21 protein-coding genes and 1 pseudogene are annotated in these 22,405 nt (G+C 66.3%); 14 read left to right on the top strand and 8 right to left on the bottom strand.

Annotated elements, in window-relative coordinates; genetic code table 11:
* Nucleotide 1: 1 nt before the first annotated feature.
* A pseudogene (locus MICSW_RS14005) lies at nucleotides 2–1,221 on the top strand (cation:proton antiporter).
* Nucleotides 1,218–1,826, top strand: a complete 609-nt coding sequence (locus MICSW_RS14000; RefSeq protein ID WP_464496324.1) for a hypothetical protein — start codon at nucleotides 1,218–1,220, stop codon at nucleotides 1,824–1,826. The pseudogene MICSW_RS14005 and the gene MICSW_RS14000 overlap by 4 nt, the downstream one beginning before the upstream one ends.
* A gap of 14 nt (nucleotides 1,827–1,840) precedes the next feature.
* Here MICSW_RS14000 and MICSW_RS13995 read toward each other — a convergent pair whose 3' ends face one another.
* A complete protein-coding gene (locus MICSW_RS13995; protein ID WP_464496323.1) occupies nucleotides 1,841–2,407 on the bottom strand; it encodes a GNAT family N-acetyltransferase in 567 nt (188 codons plus the stop codon).
* A gap of 176 nt (nucleotides 2,408–2,583) precedes the next feature.
* On the opposite strand from MICSW_RS13995, the gene dnaK reads away from it, so the two are divergent.
* From dnaK to MICSW_RS13970, 5 genes are read left to right on the top strand one after another with little or no spacing between them, the layout of a single operon-like run.
* Nucleotides 2,584–4,452 carry a molecular chaperone DnaK gene (gene dnaK, locus MICSW_RS13990; RefSeq protein WP_228178251.1) on the top strand — a complete coding sequence of 623 codons (1,869 nt, stop codon included), beginning with the start codon at nucleotides 2,584–2,586 and terminating at the stop codon, nucleotides 4,450–4,452.
* Between the two features lie 12 nt (nucleotides 4,453–4,464).
* Nucleotides 4,465–5,109, top strand: a complete 645-nt coding sequence (locus tag MICSW_RS13985) for a nucleotide exchange factor GrpE (RefSeq protein ID WP_464496322.1) — start codon at nucleotides 4,465–4,467, stop codon at nucleotides 5,107–5,109.
* 15 nt (nucleotides 5,110–5,124) lie between these two features.
* Nucleotides 5,125–6,117 (top strand): DnaJ C-terminal domain-containing protein, encoded by a 993-nt coding sequence (locus tag MICSW_RS13980; RefSeq protein WP_228178253.1) that lies wholly within the window; start codon nucleotides 5,125–5,127, stop codon nucleotides 6,115–6,117.
* Nucleotides 6,118–6,137: 20 nt separating this feature from the next.
* On the top strand, nucleotides 6,138–6,602 hold the full coding sequence (locus tag MICSW_RS13975; protein WP_464496321.1) for a heat shock protein transcriptional repressor HspR: 465 nt from the start codon (nucleotides 6,138–6,140) through the stop codon (nucleotides 6,600–6,602).
* Nucleotides 6,603–6,635: 33 nt separating this feature from the next.
* Nucleotides 6,636–7,730, top strand: coding sequence for a DUF998 domain-containing protein (locus MICSW_RS13970; protein WP_464496320.1), 1,095 nt, complete (start codon nucleotides 6,636–6,638; stop codon nucleotides 7,728–7,730).
* Here the strand turns inward: MICSW_RS13970 and MICSW_RS13965 are convergent.
* Nucleotides 7,717–9,000: an ion channel protein gene (locus MICSW_RS13965; RefSeq protein WP_464496319.1), complete on the bottom strand. Its 1,284-nt coding sequence runs from the start codon at nucleotides 8,998–9,000 to the stop codon at nucleotides 7,717–7,719. The two genes, MICSW_RS13970 and MICSW_RS13965, sit on opposite strands and share 14 nt — an antisense overlap.
* A 94-nt stretch (nucleotides 9,001–9,094) precedes the next feature.
* Here MICSW_RS13965 and MICSW_RS13960 point away from each other — a divergent pair, with 94 nt between their 5' ends.
* Nucleotides 9,095–9,847, top strand: a complete 753-nt coding sequence (locus MICSW_RS13960) for a potassium channel family protein (protein WP_228178257.1) — start codon at nucleotides 9,095–9,097, stop codon at nucleotides 9,845–9,847.
* 44 nt (nucleotides 9,848–9,891) lie between these two features.
* On the top strand, nucleotides 9,892–11,064 hold the full coding sequence (locus MICSW_RS13955) for an AI-2E family transporter (RefSeq protein WP_228178258.1): 1,173 nt from the start codon (nucleotides 9,892–9,894) through the stop codon (nucleotides 11,062–11,064).
* Nucleotides 11,065–11,066: 2 nt separating this feature from the next.
* Here MICSW_RS13955 and MICSW_RS13950 read toward each other — a convergent pair whose 3' ends face one another.
* From MICSW_RS13950 to MICSW_RS13940, 3 genes are read right to left on the bottom strand one after another with little or no spacing between them, the layout of a single operon-like run.
* Nucleotides 11,067–11,408, bottom strand: coding sequence for an SHOCT domain-containing protein (locus MICSW_RS13950; RefSeq protein WP_228178259.1), 342 nt, complete (start codon nucleotides 11,406–11,408; stop codon nucleotides 11,067–11,069).
* Nucleotides 11,409–11,426: 18 nt separating this feature from the next.
* Nucleotides 11,427–11,855 (bottom strand): DUF6325 family protein, encoded by a 429-nt coding sequence (locus MICSW_RS13945; RefSeq protein WP_292728753.1) that lies wholly within the window; start codon nucleotides 11,853–11,855, stop codon nucleotides 11,427–11,429.
* Between the two features lie 40 nt (nucleotides 11,856–11,895).
* Nucleotides 11,896–12,570, bottom strand: a complete 675-nt coding sequence (locus MICSW_RS13940; protein WP_228178261.1) for a GAP family protein — start codon at nucleotides 12,568–12,570, stop codon at nucleotides 11,896–11,898.
* Between the two features lie 165 nt (nucleotides 12,571–12,735).
* Between MICSW_RS13940 and MICSW_RS13935 the strand changes: the two genes are divergently transcribed.
* From MICSW_RS13935 to MICSW_RS13920, 4 genes are all read left to right on the top strand, one after another.
* Nucleotides 12,736–13,959, top strand: a complete 1,224-nt coding sequence (locus MICSW_RS13935; RefSeq protein ID WP_292728750.1) for a glycosyltransferase — start codon at nucleotides 12,736–12,738, stop codon at nucleotides 13,957–13,959.
* A 2-nt stretch (nucleotides 13,960–13,961) separates the two neighbouring features.
* Nucleotides 13,962–15,161, top strand: coding sequence for a glycosyltransferase (locus MICSW_RS13930; protein ID WP_228178263.1), 1,200 nt, complete (start codon nucleotides 13,962–13,964; stop codon nucleotides 15,159–15,161).
* 236 nt (nucleotides 15,162–15,397) lie between these two features.
* Nucleotides 15,398–16,375, top strand: coding sequence for a GlxA family transcriptional regulator (locus MICSW_RS13925; RefSeq protein WP_228178264.1), 978 nt, complete (start codon nucleotides 15,398–15,400; stop codon nucleotides 16,373–16,375).
* A gap of 76 nt (nucleotides 16,376–16,451) precedes the next feature.
* Nucleotides 16,452–17,123: a hypothetical protein gene (locus tag MICSW_RS13920; RefSeq protein WP_228178265.1), complete on the top strand. Its 672-nt coding sequence runs from the start codon at nucleotides 16,452–16,454 to the stop codon at nucleotides 17,121–17,123.
* Nucleotides 17,124–17,160: 37 nt separating this feature from the next.
* Here MICSW_RS13920 and MICSW_RS13915 read toward each other — a convergent pair whose 3' ends face one another.
* On the bottom strand, nucleotides 17,161–18,396 hold the full coding sequence (locus tag MICSW_RS13915; RefSeq protein WP_464496318.1) for a DUF2254 domain-containing protein: 1,236 nt from the start codon (nucleotides 18,394–18,396) through the stop codon (nucleotides 17,161–17,163).
* Nucleotides 18,397–18,562: 166 nt separating this feature from the next.
* Here MICSW_RS13915 and MICSW_RS13910 point away from each other — a divergent pair, with 166 nt between their 5' ends.
* Nucleotides 18,563–20,776 (top strand): ATP-dependent Clp protease ATP-binding subunit, encoded by a 2,214-nt coding sequence (locus MICSW_RS13910; RefSeq protein WP_228178267.1) that lies wholly within the window; start codon nucleotides 18,563–18,565, stop codon nucleotides 20,774–20,776.
* 68 nt (nucleotides 20,777–20,844) lie between these two features.
* On the opposite strand, the gene MICSW_RS13905 is transcribed toward MICSW_RS13910, so the two are convergent.
* Complete coding sequence (locus tag MICSW_RS13905) at nucleotides 20,845–21,411, bottom strand: nitroreductase family protein (RefSeq protein ID WP_375236828.1); 567 nt, start codon at nucleotides 21,409–21,411, stop codon at nucleotides 20,845–20,847.
* Nucleotides 21,412–21,500: 89 nt separating this feature from the next.
* Entirely contained in the window at nucleotides 21,501–22,328 is an 828-nt protein-coding gene (locus MICSW_RS13900; RefSeq protein WP_341578126.1) for an LLM class F420-dependent oxidoreductase, read from the bottom strand.
* Between the last annotated feature and the right edge of the window lie 77 nt (nucleotides 22,329–22,405).

Raw genomic sequence — 22,405 nt, 5'->3', positions numbered from 1 at the left:
GATGCATGATGGCGCGCTGCTCTTTCTCGAGATCGGCGCGCTGCTGTTCGGTATCGCGCTGTTGGGTCGCCTCGCGGGCCGCATCGGGATCTCCCCGATCCCGCTGATCCTCCTGGGCGGCCTCGCGTTCGGTGAGGGCGGCATCCTGCCGATCTCACAGGGCGAGGAGTTCATCGAGGTCGGCGCCGAGATCGGCGTCATCCTGCTGCTGGTGATGCTAGGCCTGGAGTACAACGCGAAAGAGCTGATGGGCAGCCTCAACCGGTCACGCATGGCCGGGGGATCGACATGGCCCTGAACGCCGTCCCCGGTGCCATCGCCGGGTTCGTCCTCGGCTGGGGGCAGATCGGTGCCCTGGTGCTCGCCGGGATCACGTGGATCTCATCATCGGGTGTCGTTGCGAAGTTGCTGCAGGATCTCGGGCGTCTCCCCAACCGTGAGACGCCGACGATCCTTTCGATCCTCGTGATCGAAGATCTGGCGATGGCGTTCTACCTTCCGATCCTGACGGCTGTTCTGGTCGGTATGGACCTCGCCGGTGGGACGATAAGCGTCACGATCGCGCTCGCCGCGGTGCTCGTCATCCTGTGGGTGGCACTGCGACACGGGCCGCTTGTCTCCAAGCTCGTCTGGTCCAAGCGCGCCGATGTGCTGCTGCTGTCGGTGTTGGGACTCACCCTGATCGTTGCGGGTCTTGCCGCAGAGGCTAACGTGTCTGCCGCGGTGGGCGCCTTCCTCGTGGGCATCGCCATCTCCGGCCCCGCCGCCGAGCACGCGACGCAGGTTCTCACTCCGCTCCGCGACCTGTTCGCGGCGGTCTTCTTCCTCTTCTTCGGCCTCTCGACCAACCCCGCCGACCTCCCTCCCGTTCTCATCCCCGCGCTCATCCTGGCGGTCGTCACCATGGGCACGAAGGTGCTGACCGGCTATCTTGCCGCCCGCAAGGCCGGAATCGCCGAACCGGGGCGCTGGCGTGCCGGCTTCGCTCTCACGCCCCGCGGGGAGTTCTCGATCGTCATCGCGGGGCTTGCGGTATCGGCTGGCGCCGATCGATCACTTGCCGCCCTAGCGACGGCTTATGTACTCATCACCATCGTGGTCGGGCCGCTCCTTGCCCGCATCCCCGACACCGCGCGCTTCGACGCCTGGGCCAAGGCGCGTCAAAAGGCACGGCGGATGCGACAGCGGGCGGCGGCCGAGAGCCGAGGAGAGACATCATGACTCCCGCATCTGCCGACGAAACCGCCGACGGTGCCCGCCCGAAGGACGCGCACGACCGGCCGGCCCCCGAGGGCGGTTCGTCGATGCAGCGGCGCTATGACCGCCTCTTCAACACCGGCGGCAGCCGGGCAGTCGGCGCCTATCTTCGCGAGCGGATCTACGCCACCTTCACAGGACTTGCCATCATCCTCGTGATCGCGGGTTCCGATCACGAGGATGCCGACCACGCCCTGCTTGCCCTGCTGTTCGGTGTGATCGGCATCACGATCGCGGGTCTGGTGTCAGACGTGGTTTCGCACCTCGCGGTGGAGGGGGAGTTTCCCCATGGCCGGGACTGGATCGTCCTGACCCGCGTCGCCGGCGGTGGCCTGTCGACGGTTGCCGTGCCGGGCGGACTGCTGTTTCTCGGATGGCTCGAGATCATCGACCTGTCCACGGCGATAAGCGCTGCCGCCATCGTCTACATCGTCACCCTCGCGCTGATCGGCTGGCTCGCCGTTCGCCGTTCGCACGCGAGGTGGTGGGAGAGGGTGCTCGCTCTCGGCATCCTCATCGGGCTCGGCCTTCTCGTGATTGCGCTGCAAACCCTCGCGAAGCTCGTGTGAATCACTCGCGGCACTCAGGCCCGAATGCGTCGATAGTCCTGCTCGAGGATCGCGTAGATCGCGGTGTCGACCCACTCGCCCTTCAGCCACATGTTCTCGCGCAGATGGGCCTCGTGACGCATTCCGAGCCGCGCACAGACTGCGGCTGACGCTTCGTTGCGGGGATCGAGTTCGGCGTAGATGCGGTGCAGCCCGAGCTCCTCGAATCCGACCCGCAGGAAGATGTCAGCGGACTCGGTCGCGTAGCCCTTGCCCCGCGCGGATGCCGACAGGAGCCATCCGATCTCTGCGGTGCGGTCATCAGTGCTGGCGAGCTTGAAATACAGCGTTCCCACCAGCTGGCCATCGGCATCCCGGATCGCCGGCTGAACGTAGTCACCGGCCTTCTCGAGGCGGTCGTGGGCGCTGTCGCGTTCGATCGCCGCTTCGACCTGGTCTCGCGACCTGGCTTCGTAGAGCATGTACCGCACGGTGGCGGGGTCTCCTTGGATCGCGCTCAGCGCCGCGAGGTCATCGGGGCGCAGCAGATCGAGAGTCACGCGCTCGCCGCGCAGCGGAGCGAAGTGCCACGGAAGATTCACGCGATCATTATCGCCCGCACAAAATTGATACGAGTGGACTCAACTCCAGTTGACACCGAGAGGGTGGGTGGCTACGCTTGAGTCATCGCGACTCAACCTCGTGCCTCAACCGTGCAAGGAGCCGCGAGTCGACTTTCAACCGGAACATCGCTTCCACGCAAAACAAGGAGAATCAGATGCCACGTGCAGTGGGAATCGACCTCGGAACCACCAACTCCGTCGTCAGCGTCCTCGAGGGCGGCGAGCCCAAGGTCATCGCCAACGCCGAGGGCTTCCGCACCACCCCGTCGGTGGTCGCCTTCACGAAAGACGGCGAGGTGCTCGTCGGCGAGACCGCCAAGCGTCAGGCCGTCACCAACGTCGACCGTACGGTTTCGTCGGTCAAGCGCCACATGGGAACCGACTGGACCTTCGACGTCGACGGCAAGAAGTACACGCCGCAGGAGATCTCGGCGCGCATCCTGGCCAAGCTCAAGCACGACGCCGAGCAGTACCTCGGTGACTCGGTGACCGATGCCGTCATCACCGTCCCCGCGTACTTCAACGACGCCGAGCGTCAGGCGACCAAAGAAGCCGGCGAGATCGCGGGCCTGAACGTCCTGCGCATCATCAACGAGCCCACCGCCGCCGCCCTCGCCTACGGCCTGGACCGCGGTAAGGAAGACGAACTCATCCTCGTCTTCGACCTCGGTGGTGGAACCTTCGACGTCTCCCTGCTGGAGGTGGGCAAGGATGACGACTTCTCGACGATCCAGGTGCGTTCGACCGCCGGTGACAACCGCCTCGGCGGTGACGACTGGGACCAGCGGATCGTCGACTACCTGATCAAGCAGTTCAAGGACACCACCGGTGTGGACGTCTCGGGTGACAAGATCGCCCTGCAGCGCCTCAAGGAGGCCGCGGAGCAGGCGAAGAAGGAGCTCTCGAGCTCGGCATCCACGAGCGTGAACCTTCCCTACCTGTCGCTGACGGAGAACGGCCCGGTGTCGCTGTCCGAGACGATCACGCGCGCGAAGTTCGAGGACCTCACGAAGGACCTGCTGGACCGCACGAAGAAGCCGTTCGAGGACGTCATCCGCGAAGCCGGCATCAAGGTCAGCGACATCGACCACGTCGTGCTCGTCGGTGGGTCGACCCGCATGCCCGCGGTGAGCGACCTGGTCAAGAAGGAGACCGGCGGCAAGGAGCCCAACAAGGGAGTCAACCCTGATGAGGTCGTCGCCGTCGGTGCGGCGCTTCAGGCCGGTGTCCTCAAGGGTGAGCGCAAGGACGTTCTGCTCATCGACGTCACCCCGCTGAGCCTCGGTATCGAGACCAAGGGCGGCATCATGACCAAGCTCATCGAGCGCAACACCGCCATCCCGACCAAGCGCAGCGAGACCTTCACGACCGCCGACGACAACCAGCCGTCCGTCGCGATCCAGGTCTTCCAGGGTGAGCGCGAGTTCACCCGCGACAACAAGCCGCTGGGAACCTTCGAACTCACCGGCATCGCGCCGGCCCCTCGCGGCATCCCGCAGGTCGAGGTGACCTTCGACATCGACGCGAACGGCATCGTGCACGTGTCCGCCAAGGACAAGGGCACCGGCAAGGAGCAGTCGATGACGATCACCGGTGGATCGTCGCTGCCCAAGGAAGACATCGAGCGCATGGTGCGCGAGGCCGAGGAACACGCCGCTGAAGACAAGAAGCGTCGCGAGTCGGCTGAGACCCGAAACCAGGCCGAGACCCTGTCGTACTCGATCGAGAAGCTGATCAAGGACAACGAAGACAAGCTGCCCGACGAGGTCAAGACCTCGGTGCAGGCTGATGTCGACGCCCTCAAGACCGCTCTTGCCGGCGAGGATGACGACGCGGTGAAGGCTGCGTTCGACAAGCTGAACCAGAGCCAGTCGCAGCTCGGTGAAGCCATCTACCAGGCAGGGCAGGCCGCCGGCGAGAACCCCGACCCCGCGGCGAGCGAGCCCGGCTCGGGTGAGGTCCCCAACCCCGACGAGGACGTCATCGACGCCGAGGTCGTCGAAGACGAAGACGACAAGAAGTAAACGGAAGAGATCATGGCACGCAAGGACGACGAAGAGCCCACACCTTCGGAGAAGGACTCCGGAGTCGGACCTGACGGCGCCCCTGACAGCGCGAGCGCTGACAACGGTGACGCGGCAGCGTCGGAGGACACCTCCTCCGGCGCCGCCGGTGCCGGGCAGGATGACCTCACGGTGGACGCCATTCTCGGGGCTGCGCAGTCGGCTGACGCCGCTGCGGCCGAGGATGTCGTGCTCGCCGACCTCGAGTCGGCGCTGTTGACCGACCTCAAGCGCCTTCAGGCGGAGTACGCCAACTACCGCCGCCGCACGGAGGAGCAGCGGGAGATCGAGATCGAACGCGCGAAAGGGGCTGTCGCGAAGGGCTTCATCCCCGTGCTCGACGACCTCGACCGGGCCGAGAAACACGGCGACCTCGAAGAGGGCTCTCCCTTCGCAGCGATCGCAGAGAAGATCCGCTCGGTCGCCGAGCGGCTCGGTGTCACCTCGTACGGCGAAGCCGGCGAGGTCTTCGATCCGCAGCAGCACGAGGCGATCTTCCAGCAGCCCACTCCCGGGGCTACCGAGACCACGATCTTGGAGGTCGTGGAAGTCGGCTATCGGCTCGGATCGATCGAGCTTCGCCCCGCGAAGGTCGTCGTCGCGGTGCCCGCTGAGTAGCACGGAGGACAATCGATGGCCAGTCAAGACTGGTTCGACAAGGACTTCTACAAGGTCCTCGGCGTCTCGAAGGAGGTGTCCGCGGCAGACCTGAAGAAGACGTACCGGAAGCTCGCCCGCCAGTACCACCCCGACTCCAACGCCGGCGATGCGAAGGCCGAAGCACGGTTCAAGGAGATCAGCGAGGCGTACGCCGTGCTCTCCGACCCCGAGCAGCGCGAGGAGTACGACCAGATCCGCGCGATGGGATCGGGCGCACGCTTCACGGCGGGCGGTCAGGGCGCGGGCGGATTCGAGGACGTCTTCAGCCGGTTCGGTCAGAGCCGCGGGGGCTACAGCTACGAGAGCGCTGACTTCGATGACATCTTCTCGATGTTCGGGCAGGGCGGTGGCAGCTCGTTCGGCTCGGGACGGTTCGGGCAGGCATCCGGCGGTTTCCGCGGCTACGGCGGGCCCACCCGTGGCGCCGACGTCACCGCCCGCGCGACGATCGACTTCGTGACCGCGACCAAGGGTGAGACCATCACCCTGCAGTCCGAAGACGGTCAGCCGTTCAAGGTGAAGATCCCTGCGGGTGTCGCCGACGGGCAGAAGATCAGGCTGCGCGGTCGTGGTCGGCCCTCGCCTGATGGCGGTGAGAGCGGCGATATCGTCGTGCAGGTGACGGTGCGGCCGCACCCGGTCTTCACCCGAGAAGGGCTGAACCTCCGCGTGGTCGTTCCCGTGAAGTACACCGAGGCCGTGTTCGGCGCGACTATCGAGGTCCCCACCCTCGGCGGCGACCCCGTGAAGCTGCGCGTTGCCCCCGGCACGCCGTCGGGGCGCGTACTGCGCGTGAAGGGACGTGGCGTGCAGACCCGGAAGGGCACCGGTGACCTGCTCGCCGAGGTCCAGATCGCCGTCCCCACCCACGTCGACGGCGCCGCACGGGAAGCGCTCGAGAAGTACCGCGAGGCCGAACCGAAAGAGAACCCGCGCGCCGAACTGCTGGCCCGCGCGGCAACCTGACCCCCATCGAGGACACACGGATGGCTGAACACGAGATCGACGACGAGGCCCCGATCCTGGCGATCGCGACAGCGGCCGAACTCACCGGCATGCATCCGCAGACCCTCCGGCAGTACGACCGCCTCGGTCTCGTCGTTCCGGCGCGTACACAGGGCGGTTCGCGCCGGTACTCGCTGCGCCACGTCGAGCAGCTGCGAGAGATCGCCCGGCTCTCGGGTGAGGGAATGAGCCTGCCGGGGATCGCGCGCATCATCGAGTTGGAGAACCGCGTGCGCGAGCTGCACACCCGGGTGCGCGACCTCGAGGCGCGCGTCGAAGCGGAGCTCGCCAGTAGGCCGGGCGCTCGGGTGTTCGCGGCGGGATCGAGCGGATCGGTCATCACCCTCCGACGTGGACGCCGCGTCCGTCGCGCCACGGAGATCGTGCTGTGGCGCCCGCGCCACGCGCTGCCACCGGCATCCGACACCCCGGCCGGCGACGACTGAGTCGCGGTGCGGTCGCTGCGCTACTCTCATGCCGTGACAGCGACACCATCACCTGAGACGCCCGCGGCGCAGGCCGACACGCGCCGCGCTCACCGCATCGTCGTCGCCGAGGATTCCGGGTCCGACCACGAGCGAGCTCTCGAGTCGCTCAGTCTAGGCGTCGGAGCCGTCGCGTTCGTCGTTGTCGCGCTGGTTGCGTTGGCCGTCTTCCGGTTTCAGAGCGCGCCGATATCCGGCCCCGGTTCGGTGGGCCAGTTCTCCGCGATCGTCTCGGGGGTCGCGGGCATCCTCGCCTTCGCGGCCGGCCGCTATGTGCTCCACGCCCGCCAGTCCGGCGCTCGCCGCCTCGGGGTGCTCGACTATCTGGATGCCGGGGCGCTTGCCTTCGCCCACGGCATCATCGCGCTGCTGTCGTGGACGCTGCTCGCGGTGATTCTTGAGGACGCCTTCATCGGCGCGGAAGTGTATGCGCTGCCGCTGCTCGCCCTGTCGGGTGCCGCGGCCTCGGTGACCGCGTACCTGGTCTTCTACTCGGCCACGCATATGGATCTGTCGCTGCTCGCCCTGATTCTCGCGGTGTTCCTCATCGAGGGAGTGCTGGCGGCGATGCTGACGGCCAGCGACCCGTACTGGTGGAGAGACAACCTTTCCGCGCTGGGAATGACGAACGACCTGTCGGCGATGACGTTCAACCTCACGCTCATCGTGGCGGGCTTCATCGTCACGACACTTGCGCGGTACGCGACCCGTGGCATCCCGACCTCGCACGCTCACGGCATCCGGTGGGTGCGGCTGTGCCTCATCCTGGTCGGGGTCTTCCTCGCCTTTGTCGGGGTCTTTCCGGTCAACGAGTTCTTCTTCATCCACACCGCGTTCGCCTCGGGCATGGCTGTCGTGTTCGGCGTGCTCGTGATCCGCCTTCCCGCCTGGATCCCCGGAATTCCTCGCCCGTTCGTCGCGCTCGGCTGGCTTTTCATCGCCGCGATCGTCGTGTTCGCGGTGTTCTTCGTGGTCCGCTACTACACCCTGACCGCGGTCGAACTGGTCGCGGGCATCCTCGTGTTCACGTGGATCATCCTCTTCATCCGCAACGCGGCAGCCTTGGAGACCGACATCAACGCGACGTGACAAGAGGCGTCGGGTGATCCTCGATGATCATCTCCGGTGCCCGCGCAACGACCAGCCAGGTCGGCAGGATCGCCACGCACATGATCGCGAGGATGCCGATGTCGCCGACCATCGCGACGGCGACGAACAGGGCGATCCAGCCGTCGCGGGCGATGGCAAGCGTGAACCCAAGCACCCCGCTGGCGATCGCGAGGCCGAATGGGATCGACGGCACGAGGGTATGGGCCAGCATCCCGAACGCGACGCCGAGAAAGATCGCCGGGAACACGCGACCACCGCGGAACCCGAAGGATGCGGCCACCACGAGTGCCGCAAGCTTGATCCCGACGACGGCGAGGAGCCCTGCCCAGCCGATCGTGCCGTCCAGCGCGATGAGTTGAGCGCTCTGCTCCAGGCCCTTGAAGAGGGTCAAGGGGCCACCGAGGGCGCCGAGCCCGCCGAGGAGCAGGCCCCCGGCGATGCTCAGAAGCAGCGGGTTCGGCATCCGTCGGCGCAGGAACGGATGTAGGGCCTTGAACGCAATGATCCCGACGAGCGCCACCGCGGCCCCGACTGCGGCGATGACGGATGCCGAGACCAGGTCGATGGCCTGTGGATCGGTGTACGGAGCGATGTTGGCGACGGCGCCCAGCCCGCCGCCGAGGACGAGAGAGGTGACTGTGCCGGTCGCGGCGGCGACGAGGGGAAGGAAGAGCTTGTCCCACAGCGCTCCTCCGCCGGAGGCGAGGGCGCCGGTGAAGACGAGCGCAGCTGCCACGGGAGTCCCGAACAGAGCGCCGATCGTGCCGGCAGCAGTCAGGATCACGACCAGCTGAGCAGGGATCGCGGGCCACAGGCGTGAGACGATCCACACCGCCAGGGCCGTGTTGATCGCGATGATCGGGCTCTCGGGGCCGAGGCTTACGCCGCCGATGAGCGTGAGCAGGATGACGACGATGATGCTCGGCACCGCACGGACCGGCTGCGGCGGTGCGATGAGCTCGACGGTCGCGGAGTCCTGGCCGCCGTGGCCCGGCATCTTCCAGACGACAAGCCCCACGAGGAATCCGGTGAGGGCTAGAACGCCGAAGATCCACCAGGGTGAGTCGCCGGTCGCGCCCAGAGACTCCGGCAGCGCCTCCCACACCCAGTGCACCCCAAGGTGCGCGACTTCATCGAGCGCCCACAGCATGACTCCCGACAGGATGCCGATGAGTGCGGCGGGGATCGACAGGGCTACGAGCGTGCGCGAGCTGGAAGCGAATGCCCACGGGTTCGGGTTCGTGACCATGCGGCTCACCCTAGTGCGAGGGAATGCTGCGCGATGCTTGGACTCTCGGCGAGCGCTCGCAGAGGTGGTTGTTCAGTTCAGTACGCTCGGCGACATGACCGAACAGCGTTGGCAGCGCATCACGTACTGGCCGCTGGTCATCGCCTCGCTCGCATTTCTCGTCGCGTACTCATGGCAGGTGATCGCGAACCTGCAGGGCGCGGAGTACGTCGTCATGCGCACAGTCATGGCTCTGACATGGGTGATCTTCGCTGTCGACTACCTCGTGCGGCTCGCGCTCGCCCCGCGGAAGGCTCCGTGGTTTCGTGGCCACCTGTTCGATCTCACAGTCGTAGTGCTGCCGGTGCTCAGACCACTCCGGCTGATCCAGGCGATGACCGAGATCCAGAAGATGTCCAAGGGTGACGCACTTCGCACGCAGGCCTCCATCCTCGCCGGCGGCACCGTCCTGATTCTGATCTGGATCTGTTCTCTGGGCGTCCTGGATGTCGAGAGGGCCGCGCCGGGGGCGAACATCCTGAACATCGGGGACGCGATCTGGTGGGCCTTCGTTACCGTGACGACTGTCGGTTACGGTGATTTCTACCCCGTAACCGTGGCGGGCCGCGTCATCGCCGTCGTATTGATGACAGTCGGTATCGGAGTCGTCGGAGTGGTGACGGCGACCACCGCATCGTGGTTCGTCGAACGTGCCGCTGCCGTCGGAGGCAACGACGATCAAGAGACAGCCACTCGGGGCCAGATCCGCGCCCTCTCGCGACAGCTCGAGGCGGCGGTGAAGGGTCTTCCGGCAGACGTTGAAAAAGTCATCCCCGGCCACAAGCACACCGAACCGCCGAAGGCGTGATCGCCAACAACCGATGCTCGAAGGCCCCGCGGTAGCCTGGCGCGGTGAGTTCCGCTCAGCCGTCTCCCGCGCCGCCCGCGCTGTCACCCATGCTCCGGGTGCTGGTGGGCCTCGCCGCGACGGTGATTGTCTTGGTCGGCCTCTCGTGGGCGCGCGAAATCGTCGGTCCGCTCGTACTCGCAGCCGTGATCGTGATCATCTGCCACCCACTGCACGGCGTGCTGCGCAGACGCGGATGGCCCCTGTGGACTGCCACCACGGCTGTCATCGTGCTTGCCTACGTCATCCTTACGGCGATGGCACTGCTCCTGTGGTTCGCCGGAAGCCAGTTCGCGCGTCTGGTCGTCGAGTATCTCGGGCAGTTGCAGGCAACGGTGACCGACATCGAGCAGTGGCTGGCCTCGATGGGCTGGGATCAGCGTGCCGCCGACACCGTGTCGTCCTTCCTTGAACCGACGAGGCTGCTGAGCGTCGCGACGTCGGTGTCGGGAATGGTCGTCGGAGTCGCGCTCGGTCTGTTCTTCGTGCTCGCCTACGTGATCTTCATGGCAGCCGACGCAGCTCGCTATCGGCGGCTGGGCGCGGTGTTCCAAGACTCCGTCACCGACACGCTTGCACGCATCCGCGCGTTCAATATCGGGACGCGGCGTTACTACATCGTCAACGCCATCTTCGGAGCGATCGTCGCAGTCATCGACGGGATAGCGCTCGCGGCCATCGGCGTGCCAGCTCCCGTAGTGTGGGCGATTCTCGCTTTCGTCACCAACTTCGTACCCAACATCGGGTTCGTCCTCGGACTCATCCCGCCGGCCGTGCTCGCCCTTGTCGTCGGGGGTTGGCCCCTGCTTCTGGCGGTGATCGCGATCTACAGCGTTGTCAACGTGGTGCTGCAGGTTCTCATCCAGCCGAAGTTCGTCGCTGACGCGGTGAGCCTCAGCCTCACGCTGAGTTTCTTCTCCGTCATCTTCTGGACGTTCATCATCGGGCCGCTCGGCGCGATCCTCTCCATCCCGTTGACGCTCTTGGTGCGCGCACTGATTCTCGAAGCCGATCCGAATGCCCAGGTTCTCCGGTGGTTGAGCGGTGATCGGGATGCGGCGCCAGAGAGCGCAGTCGGGCGAGATCGTCACGAAGACGAGCCCCCGGCCGCAGACAGCTCGACAGACGAAGGGTCGCCGGTCGAGCCCTCAGACCCGCCCAGCGACCCCTCGGACTGAGTTCAGGCGAGGAGCTTGGCCTTCGCCGCGGCGAACTCCTCGTCGGTGAGGACGCCGGCATCCTTGAGCGCAGCGAGCTTCTGAAGTTCGGCAACGACATCCACCGCGGGAGCCGCTGCCGGTGCGGGGGCTGCAGCCTGCTGCGCGGCGACGGCCTGCTGTGCCGCCTGCTGCATCGCCGCTTGCTGTTGCGCTGCCTCGTACTGTTCCTGCTCATACTGAGACTGTGCTTTGCGCTGCCTGTTGCCCGCCATCGCGCCCGAGACGGCGCTAGCTGTGCCGGCCACGACGGCGGTACGTGCGGCGAGGCCGATGAGGCCGGGTCGGCCGACTCGTCTAATCATGTCGATCTCCTGTTTCTCTCAGGCCTCTTCGGCCAGGTCCATGACGGCGTTGACGATGGGTGCAGGGATGCGCTCGGCGCTCAGGACCACTCCACCCGACGACGCGAGCTTGTCGGCGAGCCGGCGCGCGTAGACGAGTTCGAGGGCGACGATCGCCGCCGAGGTGCCCGGCTCGACGAGCTCGACAAGCTCCGCGATGTCTTCCTCACCGGTGATCCCGATCTCTGCGAAGTCGATACCACCGAAGCCGTACTCCTCGGTTTGCTCTTCGATCTCAATGACCTCCACCTCGCCTGATTCCGACTTCGACACGATCACGAAGTCGAGGAGACGAACGAGGCCGCCCTCAACGAGCTCGGCCAAGGCGGCTGCGGTATCGGGGCTCGGGCGATCGCCCTCGAAGCCGACGAGGTAGAGCTCGACCGGTCCGTAGCGGAACTCAGCCATGGTGGATCCTTTCGGGTTGATGACAGGGATGCAGGAGAAGTCAGAAGTACGCGAGTCCCTTGGCGATGACCACGACGCCGAGGATCAAGAGCACCACCCCCATGATGACGGCGTTCTCGCGTTCCAGCCAGGACCTGAGTGAGTCAAGCGGTCGGCGGAGGCGGTCGCGGGCCACAAGGAATCCGACGACGGGGACAACGATCGTCGAGGCCGCCAGGAGCACGTACACCGCGATCGCGCCCACGGCGTTGCCGACTGCCAGGTTCGAGGTGCCGATCACGACACCCGCAGCCGCACCCAGGACCAGGTTCTTCGGGTTCGCAGCGGCCAGCAGGATGCCGAGGCCGAGAGCGTCCCAGAACCCGAGTCGACCGATCCCCTGCATCCAGCGTGGAAGCTCCGGCGGCCGCCCGTGCGACCTCGCCTGCGACCGGAACTGATGAGCGGAGAGGCCAATGAGCGTGACACCGAGAAGGAGATGGATCCCGCCCTGTACGGGGCGAACGCCTCCCACGACAGGCGTCGAGATCACCGCAGCGCAGAGTAGGAAGACGATGACCGCGGTGAGGATGCCCAGAATCCACCCCGCGGCAAACCCGACTGAAGATGCTCGCGCCCGGGGTGAGAGCAGCAAGAGAATCGTCGCGATGATCGGGATCGGGCTGAGAGCGATGCCGAGTGCGAGAGGAAGCACCGCGCTGATCGCGTTGCCCATGTCGAACCTCCTGCGAGATGTTCCCGGCTCCATCATCGTCCATACGACACGCGATCCCTCGCCGGAGCACCCGGGAGCGCCTCCCGGGACAGCTCGGGTCGCTCAGGTACAGTTGTGTCGCCGCATCCCGCGGTGCGACCGCCGTTCAGCAAAGGCAGCCCCTCTGTGACTTCCCTCGACGCGTCCGACGGCTCGCCGACCGGCGACCATCCCGGTGGCGACGGCCGCCTCACCGTGCTCATCGGTGCTGACACCTTCTTTCCTGACGTCAACGGCGCCGCGCGTTTCGCGGAGCGGCTCGCGGCAGGTCTGGTTGCTCGCGGGCACGACGTTCACGTCATGGCCCCAAGCAAGACGTGGGCGCAGCACGGCGTGTTCCGTGAGGTGATCGAAGGTCAGGAGATGACCGTTCACCGCATTCGCTCGTACCGGTGGTATCCGCACGACTGGCTGCGTTTCGTGTGGCCATGGCGCGCCAAGCACTACTCCCGCATCGTGCTCGATGACGTGAAGCCGGATGTCGTCCACATTCAGTCGCACATCGTGATCGGTCGCGCGCTGACCCGGATCGCGCGCGAGCGTGGAATTCCCGTCGTCGCGACCAACCACGTCATGCCGGAGAACATCCTCGATTACTCGGCGATGCCGAAGTCGTGGAACGACACGATCATTCGGTGGGCGTGGGCAGACGCGAACCGAACGTTCCAACTCACCCGTGTCATCACCACTCCTACGCGCCGCGCTGCCGACTATCTGGAGCGGGCGACGGGGATCACCGGCGTCATCCCGATCTCGTGCGGCATCGACATGCACAACTACACGCCTGACTTCAGTGCCCGTCCCGACAAGCGCGTGTTGTTCGTCGGTCGACTCACCAACGAGAAGCAGATCGATGTCCTGCTGCGAGCCATGACCAAGCTCGACCCCGCACTGGGGGCGACCCTCGACATCGTCGGCGGCGGCGACCAGCGCAAGAGCCTGGAAGCGCTGACTACGGAGCTTGGTCTCGGGGATCGCGTGACCTTCCACGGTCACACCTCCGAGGAGGAGTTGCGGGCGCTGTACTCGCGGGCAACAGTCTTCGCTATCGCCTCGATCGCCGAGCTCCAGTCGATCGCCACAATGGAGGCGATGGCCTCGGGTCTTCCGATCGTCGCGGCCAATGCCGTGGCACTCCCGCACCTGGTGCACGACGGCGAGAACGGTTATCTCTTCACGCCGGGCGATGACGATGAGCTGGCAGCGCGCCTCACTGATGTGCTCACCGCGGAGTCTGAGGAGCGCCGCCGGATGCAGCAAGCCTCTCTCGATGCCGTCGCCATCCATGACATCAACCGCACACTCGACACTTTCGAAGCGCTGTACCGCGGCGAACCCGTCCCGGAGTAGCAATGCACGTCGTGATGTTCGGCGACCAGCACGCCGAAACGCTCGGCGGCGCACAGGTGTCGATGCGGCTACAGCGCCGGTTCCTCGAGAAAGCCGGTCACACCGTCACGATCGTCGCGCCCCGCAGACACGGCCGGCGCTCGGCCCAGCATTCTGAGGACCCGGGATACGCCGACCTTCCATCCATCCCAGTGACCCTCGATCGCGAGTACTCGATGACGTGGCCGAGTGCCAGGGCCGATCGCGCCGTCGACGCGGTGATGGCCGGGCGGCTACCGGTCGACATCGTGCACGTGCAGGGTGACTTTTGGGGCGCGTTCCTCGGCCTACGCTTTGCCCGGCGCCACGGTCTTCCCGTGGTGTTCACGTTCCACAACCGGGTCGATGTCGGCATCCGCGCGGTCGCCCCATTCCCGGACCTCGTGCTGCGCGTTCTGAACCGGTGGGGCCGTCGTGCGCTCTCGGAACCTGCGGATGCGGGCGCCGACGGCTGGGCGTACCTACGCATGCTGGCGGCGTCGGCGGATGCCGTCACGGCGCCCTCGGCCCACTTCGCGCGCCGCCTTGAGGCCCACCGCGTCGCCCCGCATGTCGATGTCGTTTGGAACGGCATCGACGACGACGAACTGGCCCTGGCACTCAGCTCCCCGCGCGGGCTTCCCGAGTCCAGGTCTCCGCGCCTGGTGTGGGTGGGGCGGATGAGTCCCGAGAAGCGTCTGATTCCGTTCTTGGAGGCGGTGGTCGCGTCGGGAATCGACGCCGACATCGAAGTGATCGGCAACGGCGCGCAACGGGCTGCCGCTCAGCGGGTGGCCGAGCGTGCCCGTGCGTCGGTGTTCTTCCTCGGGTCGTTGCCCTACCGTGAAACGCTGCGACGCATCCGGTCGGCCGACGCCCTCGTCCAGACCTCGATCGGGTTCGAGACGCAGGGAATGACGATCTTCGAGGCTGCGACACTCGGAACCCCATCGATCGTTTGCGACCCGGACCTCGTGGCAGAACTCGGCTCTGGTGTGTGGGCAGTTCCGGATGACGAGACCGCAACCCTCGCTGAGGTCTTGCGCAGCGCCGTCGCCGACATCCGCGACGGCGCAGCGCCAGTGCCCGACCCGTCGATCGCCGAGAGATTCCGCCAGTCGTCGCGGACCGCGGCCATGCTCGAGGTGTACGAGGCAGCGAGAGCCCGGCACGCCGAGCGCTGAACCCGCGCTGGCACCGTCACGGCAGGCGTCGATAGTCGGTGGGAACGCGGCGAAAGCCGTCGGTGCGGACGGCGCGGAGCGCGGAAACCACGCCCCACACGGCAATCGCTGACATGAAGAGGAGAATAATCATGTCAGAAAAGCTATGATCGAATAATTCCCGCCACGAGTGGCGGAATGAACATACGTCGTAGGATTCATGCCACCCTGGGTGCGCTGCCGAAAGTCGAGTCATCATGATCCGCACCGTTGCCACCGTCGTCCAGCCGGGCTTCGCGCCATTCGAATTCGGGCTGGCATGTGAGGCTTTCGGTCTCGACCGCTCCGGCGATGGCATCCGAGGGTTCGATTTCCGCATCGTGGCTGCGGAGCCGGGGCTCGTGCCGAGCAACCTCGGGTTCTCGATCACGGTCGACGAGGATCTATCGTTCGCGGAGACCGCTGATCTTGTGATCGTGACACCGGTGCCGCGCGAGAGGTGGCACGAGGCCGACACCCGGGTATCGGCCGTCGTTCGACGCGCAGCCGAGCGCGGCGCGTGGCTCATGAGTGTGTGCAGCGGGTCGTTCGTCCTGGCGGCGGCGGGAGTGCTCGACGGTCGTCGTGCCACCACCCACTGGATGTACGCCGAGACCATGGCTCGGATGTATCCCCAGATCGACGTGGACCCCGATGTCCTGTACGTCCAAGACGGCCGCATCATCACGAGCGCCGGGACGGCGGCGGGGCTGGATGCCTCCCTGCACCTCATGCGCCAGGAACTCGGCGCAGAGGCGACGAACCGCATCGCCCGGCGAATGGTGGTCGCACCGCAGCGGGACGGCGGCCAGGCGCAGTTCATCGACAAGCCGCTGCCGGTGGCGGCGTCTCACTCCCTTGCTCCGGTGACCGACTGGATGCTCGAGAACCTCCGCGCCGATCTGTCGGTGGAACAGCTCGCCGCGCGAGCGCACATGTCGCCTCGGACGTTTGCCCGGCGCTTCAAGGCGGACCTTGGCGCGACACCGGCGGCGTGGCTTGCCCGCCAGCGCATCATCCACGCGCAGCGGCTGCTCGAGCGCACCGACCTGGGCCTTGACCGGATTGCGTGGGAGAGCGGATTCGGTTCCGCAGCGGTACTGCGTCAGAACTTTGCGCGGGTCCTGGGGATCACCCCGACCGCGTACCGCGCGCGCTTCCCCTCGGTATCGCAGGACCTCGCTCCGACCGGCTGAGGCTGTCCTCGTCTGCGGACGCAACGATCGGGCAACGGCGCCCTGTGGCGTGCTGCGGCTCCGATACACTCTGGCCATGTCGAGGGCTGGGGGACAGATGGCCGCGTCGCGGATCTCGGTATGGGCCGGCGTTGCTGCGCTGAGCGTTGCTCTGGTCGGGTGCACCCCGGCTAGCCAGCCCGACCCGACGCCTTCGGCATCCGCATCGACGGAGCCGTCCCCGGATGCCACCTCCGACGGGCCACCGATGACAGAGGCGCCCGCCGAGGAGATCGACCTCGACGCTCTCGCGTGCACCGACCTGCTCGATCTGGCCGTCGCGCAGGCCCAGTTCGGGGCAGACGCGCAGTTCATCGCTGAACTCGGACCCACGGAATTCGCGGGCATCATGGCGGGCCCTGTCGCAGAGACCGCGCTGACCGAAGCGACACAGAAGATCGGATGCATCTGGGGGATTCCGCAGAGCGACGGAGCTTTCACCGTCGTTGTTGCCGCGCTGCCGCAGGCATCCCGCGACACCCTCACCACAGCCCTCGGTACCAGTGTCTTTACGGGCACCTTGATCGGTACAGCTCCGGCATACACGTGGGAGCGCGACGACGCCCTCGGGATGTTCACGACCGTCTACGCTTTCGCGTCCCCACTCTGGGTGACTGTCAACGGCGCAGGCACGACGAGTTCGCAAACCGAGATCACCGGTGACGTGCTCAGTCACCTCCGAACGCTGTACCCCAGCCTCGGCGACTGAGTCCGATCGGCTCCCGCCGCGTCAGTGGCGGCTGTCGTCAGCGGCGCGGCGCGGCTGACGCTGCCCTCCGTAAGGCCACAGCGTCGGAGCGGGAGAGGACGCGCTGTGCTCGCGCGCGAGCGTCGGTCGCGGCATCCGTGAACGGACGACCGCGCGCGGGACCGGCGAGGTCGGCGAGCGAGGCGAGGGTCTTCTGGAGCCGGATGCCGACCTCCACCACTCCGGCACCGTCGCGAGCGATCGGGCGGAACGCGTCCTCGACGAGGTCGCCGAGGGTGACGGGCTCGACGGTGACGTGGCCGTATGGTGTGTCGTCGTCGGCCTCGGTCTGCAGCATGTTCTCGAACACGCGACTGAGGGCAGCGAGGACGTCGATAGCGGTACCTGGGTCGTTGGTCGAGGGTGAGAGCGCGCGGCTCGCGATCTCAGATAGGGCGATCATCCCCAGTCGCGGGTCCTGGTCGTAGCTTCGGTGGGACTCGATGTGGAATGCGGTGGCGACTTTCGAACGGACCTCTTCATCAACGGTGCCGGCAACCAGCGCGAGGGGGCTGGCCGCGTCGACGACCGTCCCCGGCAGTGCGCGGACATGAATCGTGAGCTCTCGAGCTTCGGCCACCGCTTCCAGGCGGCCGAGGTCGATGTGCGTAACGTATCCCGCGCGCTCTGGCCTCACCGAGGCGCCGGTCACCGTTCGCGGGTCCTGCCGGCGGGCACCCAGGCTCGGACGATTCGCGTACTGGGACGTCGTGCGCTGGGCCGCCGATTCGACGCGGTCGATGATGTCCGACATACGCCCGAACGATCCGAGATGTGAGATCCACCGCAGGAGCACGACCACGACGATCACGATGACCACCAGCGTGCCCGTGAACAGAATCGCCTGGCCCTGGTCGCCGTAGTAGCCGGTTGAGATCGCGATGATTCCCACCATCGAGAAGACGAACGCGCCGATGAAGGTCGACAGCACGTTCTGCGACGTGGGGTCGGCAACCAGGAGCTGAGTTGCACGGGGCGTAGCTACCCGTGACGCCGAACCGTAGGCCGTGACCATCGCAGTCAGGGAGAACGTCGTGACGGCGAGCATCGAGCTCGCGACGATCTGCAGGATTTCGTCGACCGACCCCTGCCCCAGGTTGACGGCGAGATCGGGAAGCAGCGGCTCGAGGAACCCCGCCGCGAGGGCGAGCAGCACGGCGGCGAGGCTGAACAGCGAGGCCCGGAACCACACCGCGCGGGTCATCTGGGTCAGAAACACCCTCACGTTTGTCATCGTCGGCTCCGCATGAGAACCCACGCTATCCCGAGGCCCCGTTTATCGGCGAAGCTCTTCCCGAATCGACCACGCGGTGATAAAATTGAGTCAGAACGGCTCAAGTTTGAGCTCACGCAGATTTCGGCGGACGAACCGCCACCCACGTCGCCGCGCAGGAGGCATCATGCAGACCACCCCGATGGCCGACCAGGACGAGCAGCAGAGCGCGCTCGAACAGTTCGGTATCAACCTCACCGACCGTGCCCGCCAGGGCAAACTCGACCCCGTCATCGGGCGGGATGCCGAGATCCGGCGTATCAGCCAGGTCCTGACCCGCCGCACCAAGAACAATCCCGTCCTCATCGGCGAACCGGGCGTCGGCAAGACTGCCGTCGTCGAGGGTCTCGCTCAACGCATTGTGGCGGGGGATGTTGCCGAGAGCCTCCGGGGCAAGGAGCTCATCGCGCTCGATATCTCGGCGCTGGTCGCCGGCGCCATGTACCGCGGGCAGTTCGAAGACCGTCTCAAGAAGGTGCTTAAGGAGATCACCGACTCCGAAGGTCAGATCATCACCTTCATCGACGAACTCCACGTGCTCATGGGCGCGGGCGGTGGCGAAGGATCGGTCGCGGCATCCAACATGCTCAAGCCGATGCTCGCTCGCGGCGAGCTGCACATGATCGGGGCGACGACCCTCAACGAGTATCGCGAGTTCATCGAGAAGGATGCCGCGCTCGAGCGCCGCTTCCAGCAGGTTTACGTCGGCGAACCCAACGTCGAAGACACCGTCGCGATCCTTCGCGGACTCAAGGAGCGATACGAGGCACACCACAAGGTCGCGATCTCGGATAGCGCGCTGATCGCGGCGGCTGCCCTGTCGCACCGCTACATCCCGAGCAGGCAGTTGCCCGACAAGGCCATCGACCTCATCGACGAAGCAGCATCCCGGTTGCGGATGGAGATCGACTCGGCACCGCTGGAGATCGACGAGCTGCGCCGCCATGTCGACCGGCTCAAGCTTGAGGAGCTCGCTCTCAAGAAGGAGAAGGATGACGCGTCGCGCGAGCGCCTCGAGAAACTGCGCGCGGACCTGAAGCGCGAGCAGGACAAGCTCTCGGAGCTGCAGGCCAAGTGGGAGACCGAGCGCTCGATCCTCAACCGTGTCGGTGAACTGAAGACCCGCCTGGATGCGGCGCGCAGCGAGGCCGAGCGCGCTCAGCGCGAGGGTGACCTGGAGCGCGCGTCGCGGCTGCTCTATGCCGAGATCCCGGCGCTCGAGCGCGGGATCATCGAGGCCGAGAGCATGGAACCCAGCGAAGACCGGATGGTCAACGAGCAGGTCACCGAGGAAGACATCGCGGCTGTCATAGCCGGGTGGACCGGTATTCCGGTGGGGCGCCTGCTGCAGGGCGAGAGTGAGAAGCTCGTGCACCTCGAGGCCGAGCTCGGCAAGCGCCTGATCGGGCAGAAGGAGGCAGTGAAGGCGGTCGCCGATGCGGTGCGCCGATCGCGCGCCGGGATCAGCGACCCGAACCGACCGACAGGCTCGTTCCTGTTCCTCGGCCCCACGGGAGTCGGCAAGACCGAGCTCGCGAAGGCGCTCGCCGCATTCCTCTTCGACGACGAGCACGCCATGGTGCGCATCGACATGTCGGAGTACGGCGAGAAGCACTCGGTTGCCCGGTTGGTGGGTGCCCCTCCCGGATACATCGGTTACGAGCAGGGTGGACAGCTGACGGAGGCTGTACGGCGACGTCCGTACAGCGTCGTCCTGCTCGACGAGGTCGAGAAGGCGCATCCGGAAGTGTTCGACATCCTGCTGCAGGTGATGGATGACGGTCGCCTTACTGACGGCCAGGGTCGCACCGTGGACTTCACGAACGTCATCCTCATCTTGACCTCGAATCTCGGTTCGCCGATCCTCATCGACCCGACGATGCCGCTGGAGCAGAAGCGCTCACAGGTACTCGCTCTGGTGCGCCAGGCGTTCAAGCCCGAGTTCATCAACCGGCTCGATGACATCGTCATCTTCCAGGCGCTCTCGCAGGACGATCTGGCCCAGATCGTCGAACTGACGGTCGACCGACTGCAGCAGCGCCTTCACGAGCGTCGACTCACCCTCGCGGTCACCCCGGACGCACGAGGGTGGCTTGCCGAGCGGGGCTACGACCCGGTGTTCGGTGCTCGTCCGCTGCGCCGTCTCATCCAGTCCGAGATTCAGGATCGCCTGGCGATGGCGCTGCTGTCGGGCGGGGTACGTGACGGAGACCTCGTCCGGGTGGATGTTGCGGTCGACGGGGACTCGCTGGTCCTGACCAGTAATGGACCGGCCGCCGCCCCGACGCCGCGTCCGGGCGAGGATGACGACATCATCGAAGCCGAACTGATGGACGACTGACGCCGAGAAACACCGCGGGGCTCGAGATCAGATGATGACCTCGAGCCCCGCGCCTATGCCCCGTGCGATCAGGCGTCGACCAGAACTGTCTCCGACAGCGGCCGGCGGGTGCGTGGCGCGGCCTCGCGTTCGCGGACCGCCTCGTCTGCCGCGTCGAGATCGCCGAGGTTCCCGACGGCCATGACGGTGAGCGGGCGAACCGTCTCAGGGAGCGAGAACGCGGCAGCGATGGCGGCGCGATCGAACCCTCCCATCTGATGGGTCATCAGGCCGTCGGCGTGTGCCTGCACGGTGAAGTAAGCAGCGGCCTGGCCCGCGTCATACTCGGCCCACGGCAACTCCACGCCGTCGTGCTCGGTATCGGCAAGGAAGACCACGAAGGCTCCCGCCGTGACCGCCCAGACCCGGTTGAACCCCGTGAGCGCATCCGAGATCTGCGAGAACGTGTCAGTTCCGCGCCGTGCGACGATCATTCGCCATGGCTGGGTGTTTGCCGCCGACGGGGCCCAGCGCGCAGCCTCGAGGGCTGCCGACAACGCTGACTCGTCGACGGGGCGCTGATCGTCGAAGACCCGAGTGCTGCGGCGGTTCGCGAGGACATCGAGCAGGGCATTGGACGGGGCGATGGTGGTCATGATTTCTCCCGGTGTTGAGGAATGTGGGAACGGACCCCGTCGTCCTTTTCCGTCAACACCGAGTTCCGGTTGGTATTCCCCGCGCCGCGTCAGGCTCCGTTCATCCGGTCTCGCCACTCCAGCAGCGGCTTCACGGGGGAGAGGTCGTAGTCCGGCCCGTCAATCGACGGGATGATGAATCGCACCCCGAGCGGATGCAGCCGCTCCAGGGCATCCTGTTCCAGCAGCGGCCCGAATCCGCGCGGCGTGAAGCCCGTCGCGATCTCGATGTCGGCGGGATCCCGATTGACGCGGGCACACCAATCGTGAAGTACGTCGAGCTTGTGCGGGATCTTCTCAATCGGCGTGAACGTATGCCAGATGGCGGCGTGCTCGGCTACGAGCCGGAGTGTCTTCTGTTCGCCCTGTCCGCCGATGAGGATCGGGATGTCCCGCGTCGGGGCCGGATCCAACAACTCCCACCGGCGACGGATGCGGCCGAGGTCGTCGCGCAGATCGTTCAGCCGTGATCCGACAGTGCCGAACTCGTAGCCGTACTCGAGGTAGTCCTTCTCGGCCCAGCCGGAGCCCGTGCCGAAGATCAGCCGACCCGTCCCGCCTTTCGCACTGATGTGATCGACGGTGCGGGCCATGTCGGCCTGCAGGTCGGGGTTGCGGTACGAGCTGCAGTTGACCAGCGGGCCGAACTCCACGCGATCCGTGAGTTCGGCGATCGAGGCGAGCATCGTCCACGCCTCGTAGTGTGCGGCCTCCAGCGGTTCGGTGAGCGGGAAGAAGTGATCCCAGTTGAAGATCGCGTCGACTCCCAGATCTTCGGCGCGAAGGATGGCATCGCGGATCTGGGAGTAGGAGGCATGCTGGGGCGCGAGCTGCACGCCGACGCGCACGGGGCGATGCTTTGCGGGGTGGGTCGTCATCCTTCGAGTATCGTCCGATCCGGTCGTGACGGACCCGCGGTTGCGCCGCTCGGAAGTCTGCGGAATCTTTCCGGCTG

It is taken from the genome of Microbacterium sp. SW12 (assembly GCF_055391095.1).
The sequence above is the reverse complement of the archived record's forward strand: the minus strand, read 5'-3'. Positions and strand labels throughout refer to the sequence as shown.

What these genes read in the sequence shown, in the direction of transcription:
- MICSW_RS13915 (WP_464496318.1), bottom strand. Translation starts at nt 18,396, where the DNA reads ATGACAAACGTGAGGGTGTTTCTGACCCAGATGACCCGCGCGGTGTGG.
- MICSW_RS13985 (WP_464496322.1), top strand. Translation starts at nt 4,465, where the DNA reads ATGGCACGCAAGGACGACGAAGAGCCCACACCTTCGGAGAAGGACTCC.
- dnaK (WP_228178251.1), top strand. Translation starts at nt 2,584, where the DNA reads ATGCCACGTGCAGTGGGAATCGACCTCGGAACCACCAACTCCGTCGTC.
- MICSW_RS13945 (WP_292728753.1), bottom strand. Translation starts at nt 11,855, where the DNA reads ATGGCTGAGTTCCGCTACGGACCGGTCGAGCTCTACCTCGTCGGCTTC.
- MICSW_RS13950 (WP_228178259.1), bottom strand. Translation starts at nt 11,408, where the DNA reads ATGATTAGACGAGTCGGCCGACCCGGCCTCATCGGCCTCGCCGCACGT.
- MICSW_RS13930 (WP_228178263.1), top strand. Translation starts at nt 13,962, where the DNA reads ATGCACGTCGTGATGTTCGGCGACCAGCACGCCGAAACGCTCGGCGGC.
- MICSW_RS13960 (WP_228178257.1), top strand. Translation starts at nt 9,095, where the DNA reads ATGACCGAACAGCGTTGGCAGCGCATCACGTACTGGCCGCTGGTCATC.
- MICSW_RS13920 (WP_228178265.1), top strand. Translation starts at nt 16,452, where the DNA reads ATGTCGAGGGCTGGGGGACAGATGGCCGCGTCGCGGATCTCGGTATGG.
- MICSW_RS13910 (WP_228178267.1), top strand. Translation starts at nt 18,563, where the DNA reads ATGCAGACCACCCCGATGGCCGACCAGGACGAGCAGCAGAGCGCGCTC.
- MICSW_RS13925 (WP_228178264.1), top strand. Translation starts at nt 15,398, where the DNA reads ATGATCCGCACCGTTGCCACCGTCGTCCAGCCGGGCTTCGCGCCATTC.
- MICSW_RS14000 (WP_464496324.1), top strand. Translation starts at nt 1,218, where the DNA reads ATGACTCCCGCATCTGCCGACGAAACCGCCGACGGTGCCCGCCCGAAG.
- MICSW_RS13975 (WP_464496321.1), top strand. Translation starts at nt 6,138, where the DNA reads ATGGCTGAACACGAGATCGACGACGAGGCCCCGATCCTGGCGATCGCG.
- MICSW_RS13965 (WP_464496319.1), bottom strand. Translation starts at nt 9,000, where the DNA reads ATGGTCACGAACCCGAACCCGTGGGCATTCGCTTCCAGCTCGCGCACG.
- MICSW_RS13900 (WP_341578126.1), bottom strand. Translation starts at nt 22,328, where the DNA reads ATGACGACCCACCCCGCAAAGCATCGCCCCGTGCGCGTCGGCGTGCAG.
- MICSW_RS13905 (WP_375236828.1), bottom strand. Translation starts at nt 21,411, where the DNA reads ATGACCACCATCGCCCCGTCCAATGCCCTGCTCGATGTCCTCGCGAAC.
- MICSW_RS13980 (WP_228178253.1), top strand. Translation starts at nt 5,125, where the DNA reads ATGGCCAGTCAAGACTGGTTCGACAAGGACTTCTACAAGGTCCTCGGC.
- MICSW_RS13940 (WP_228178261.1), bottom strand. Translation starts at nt 12,570, where the DNA reads ATGGGCAACGCGATCAGCGCGGTGCTTCCTCTCGCACTCGGCATCGCT.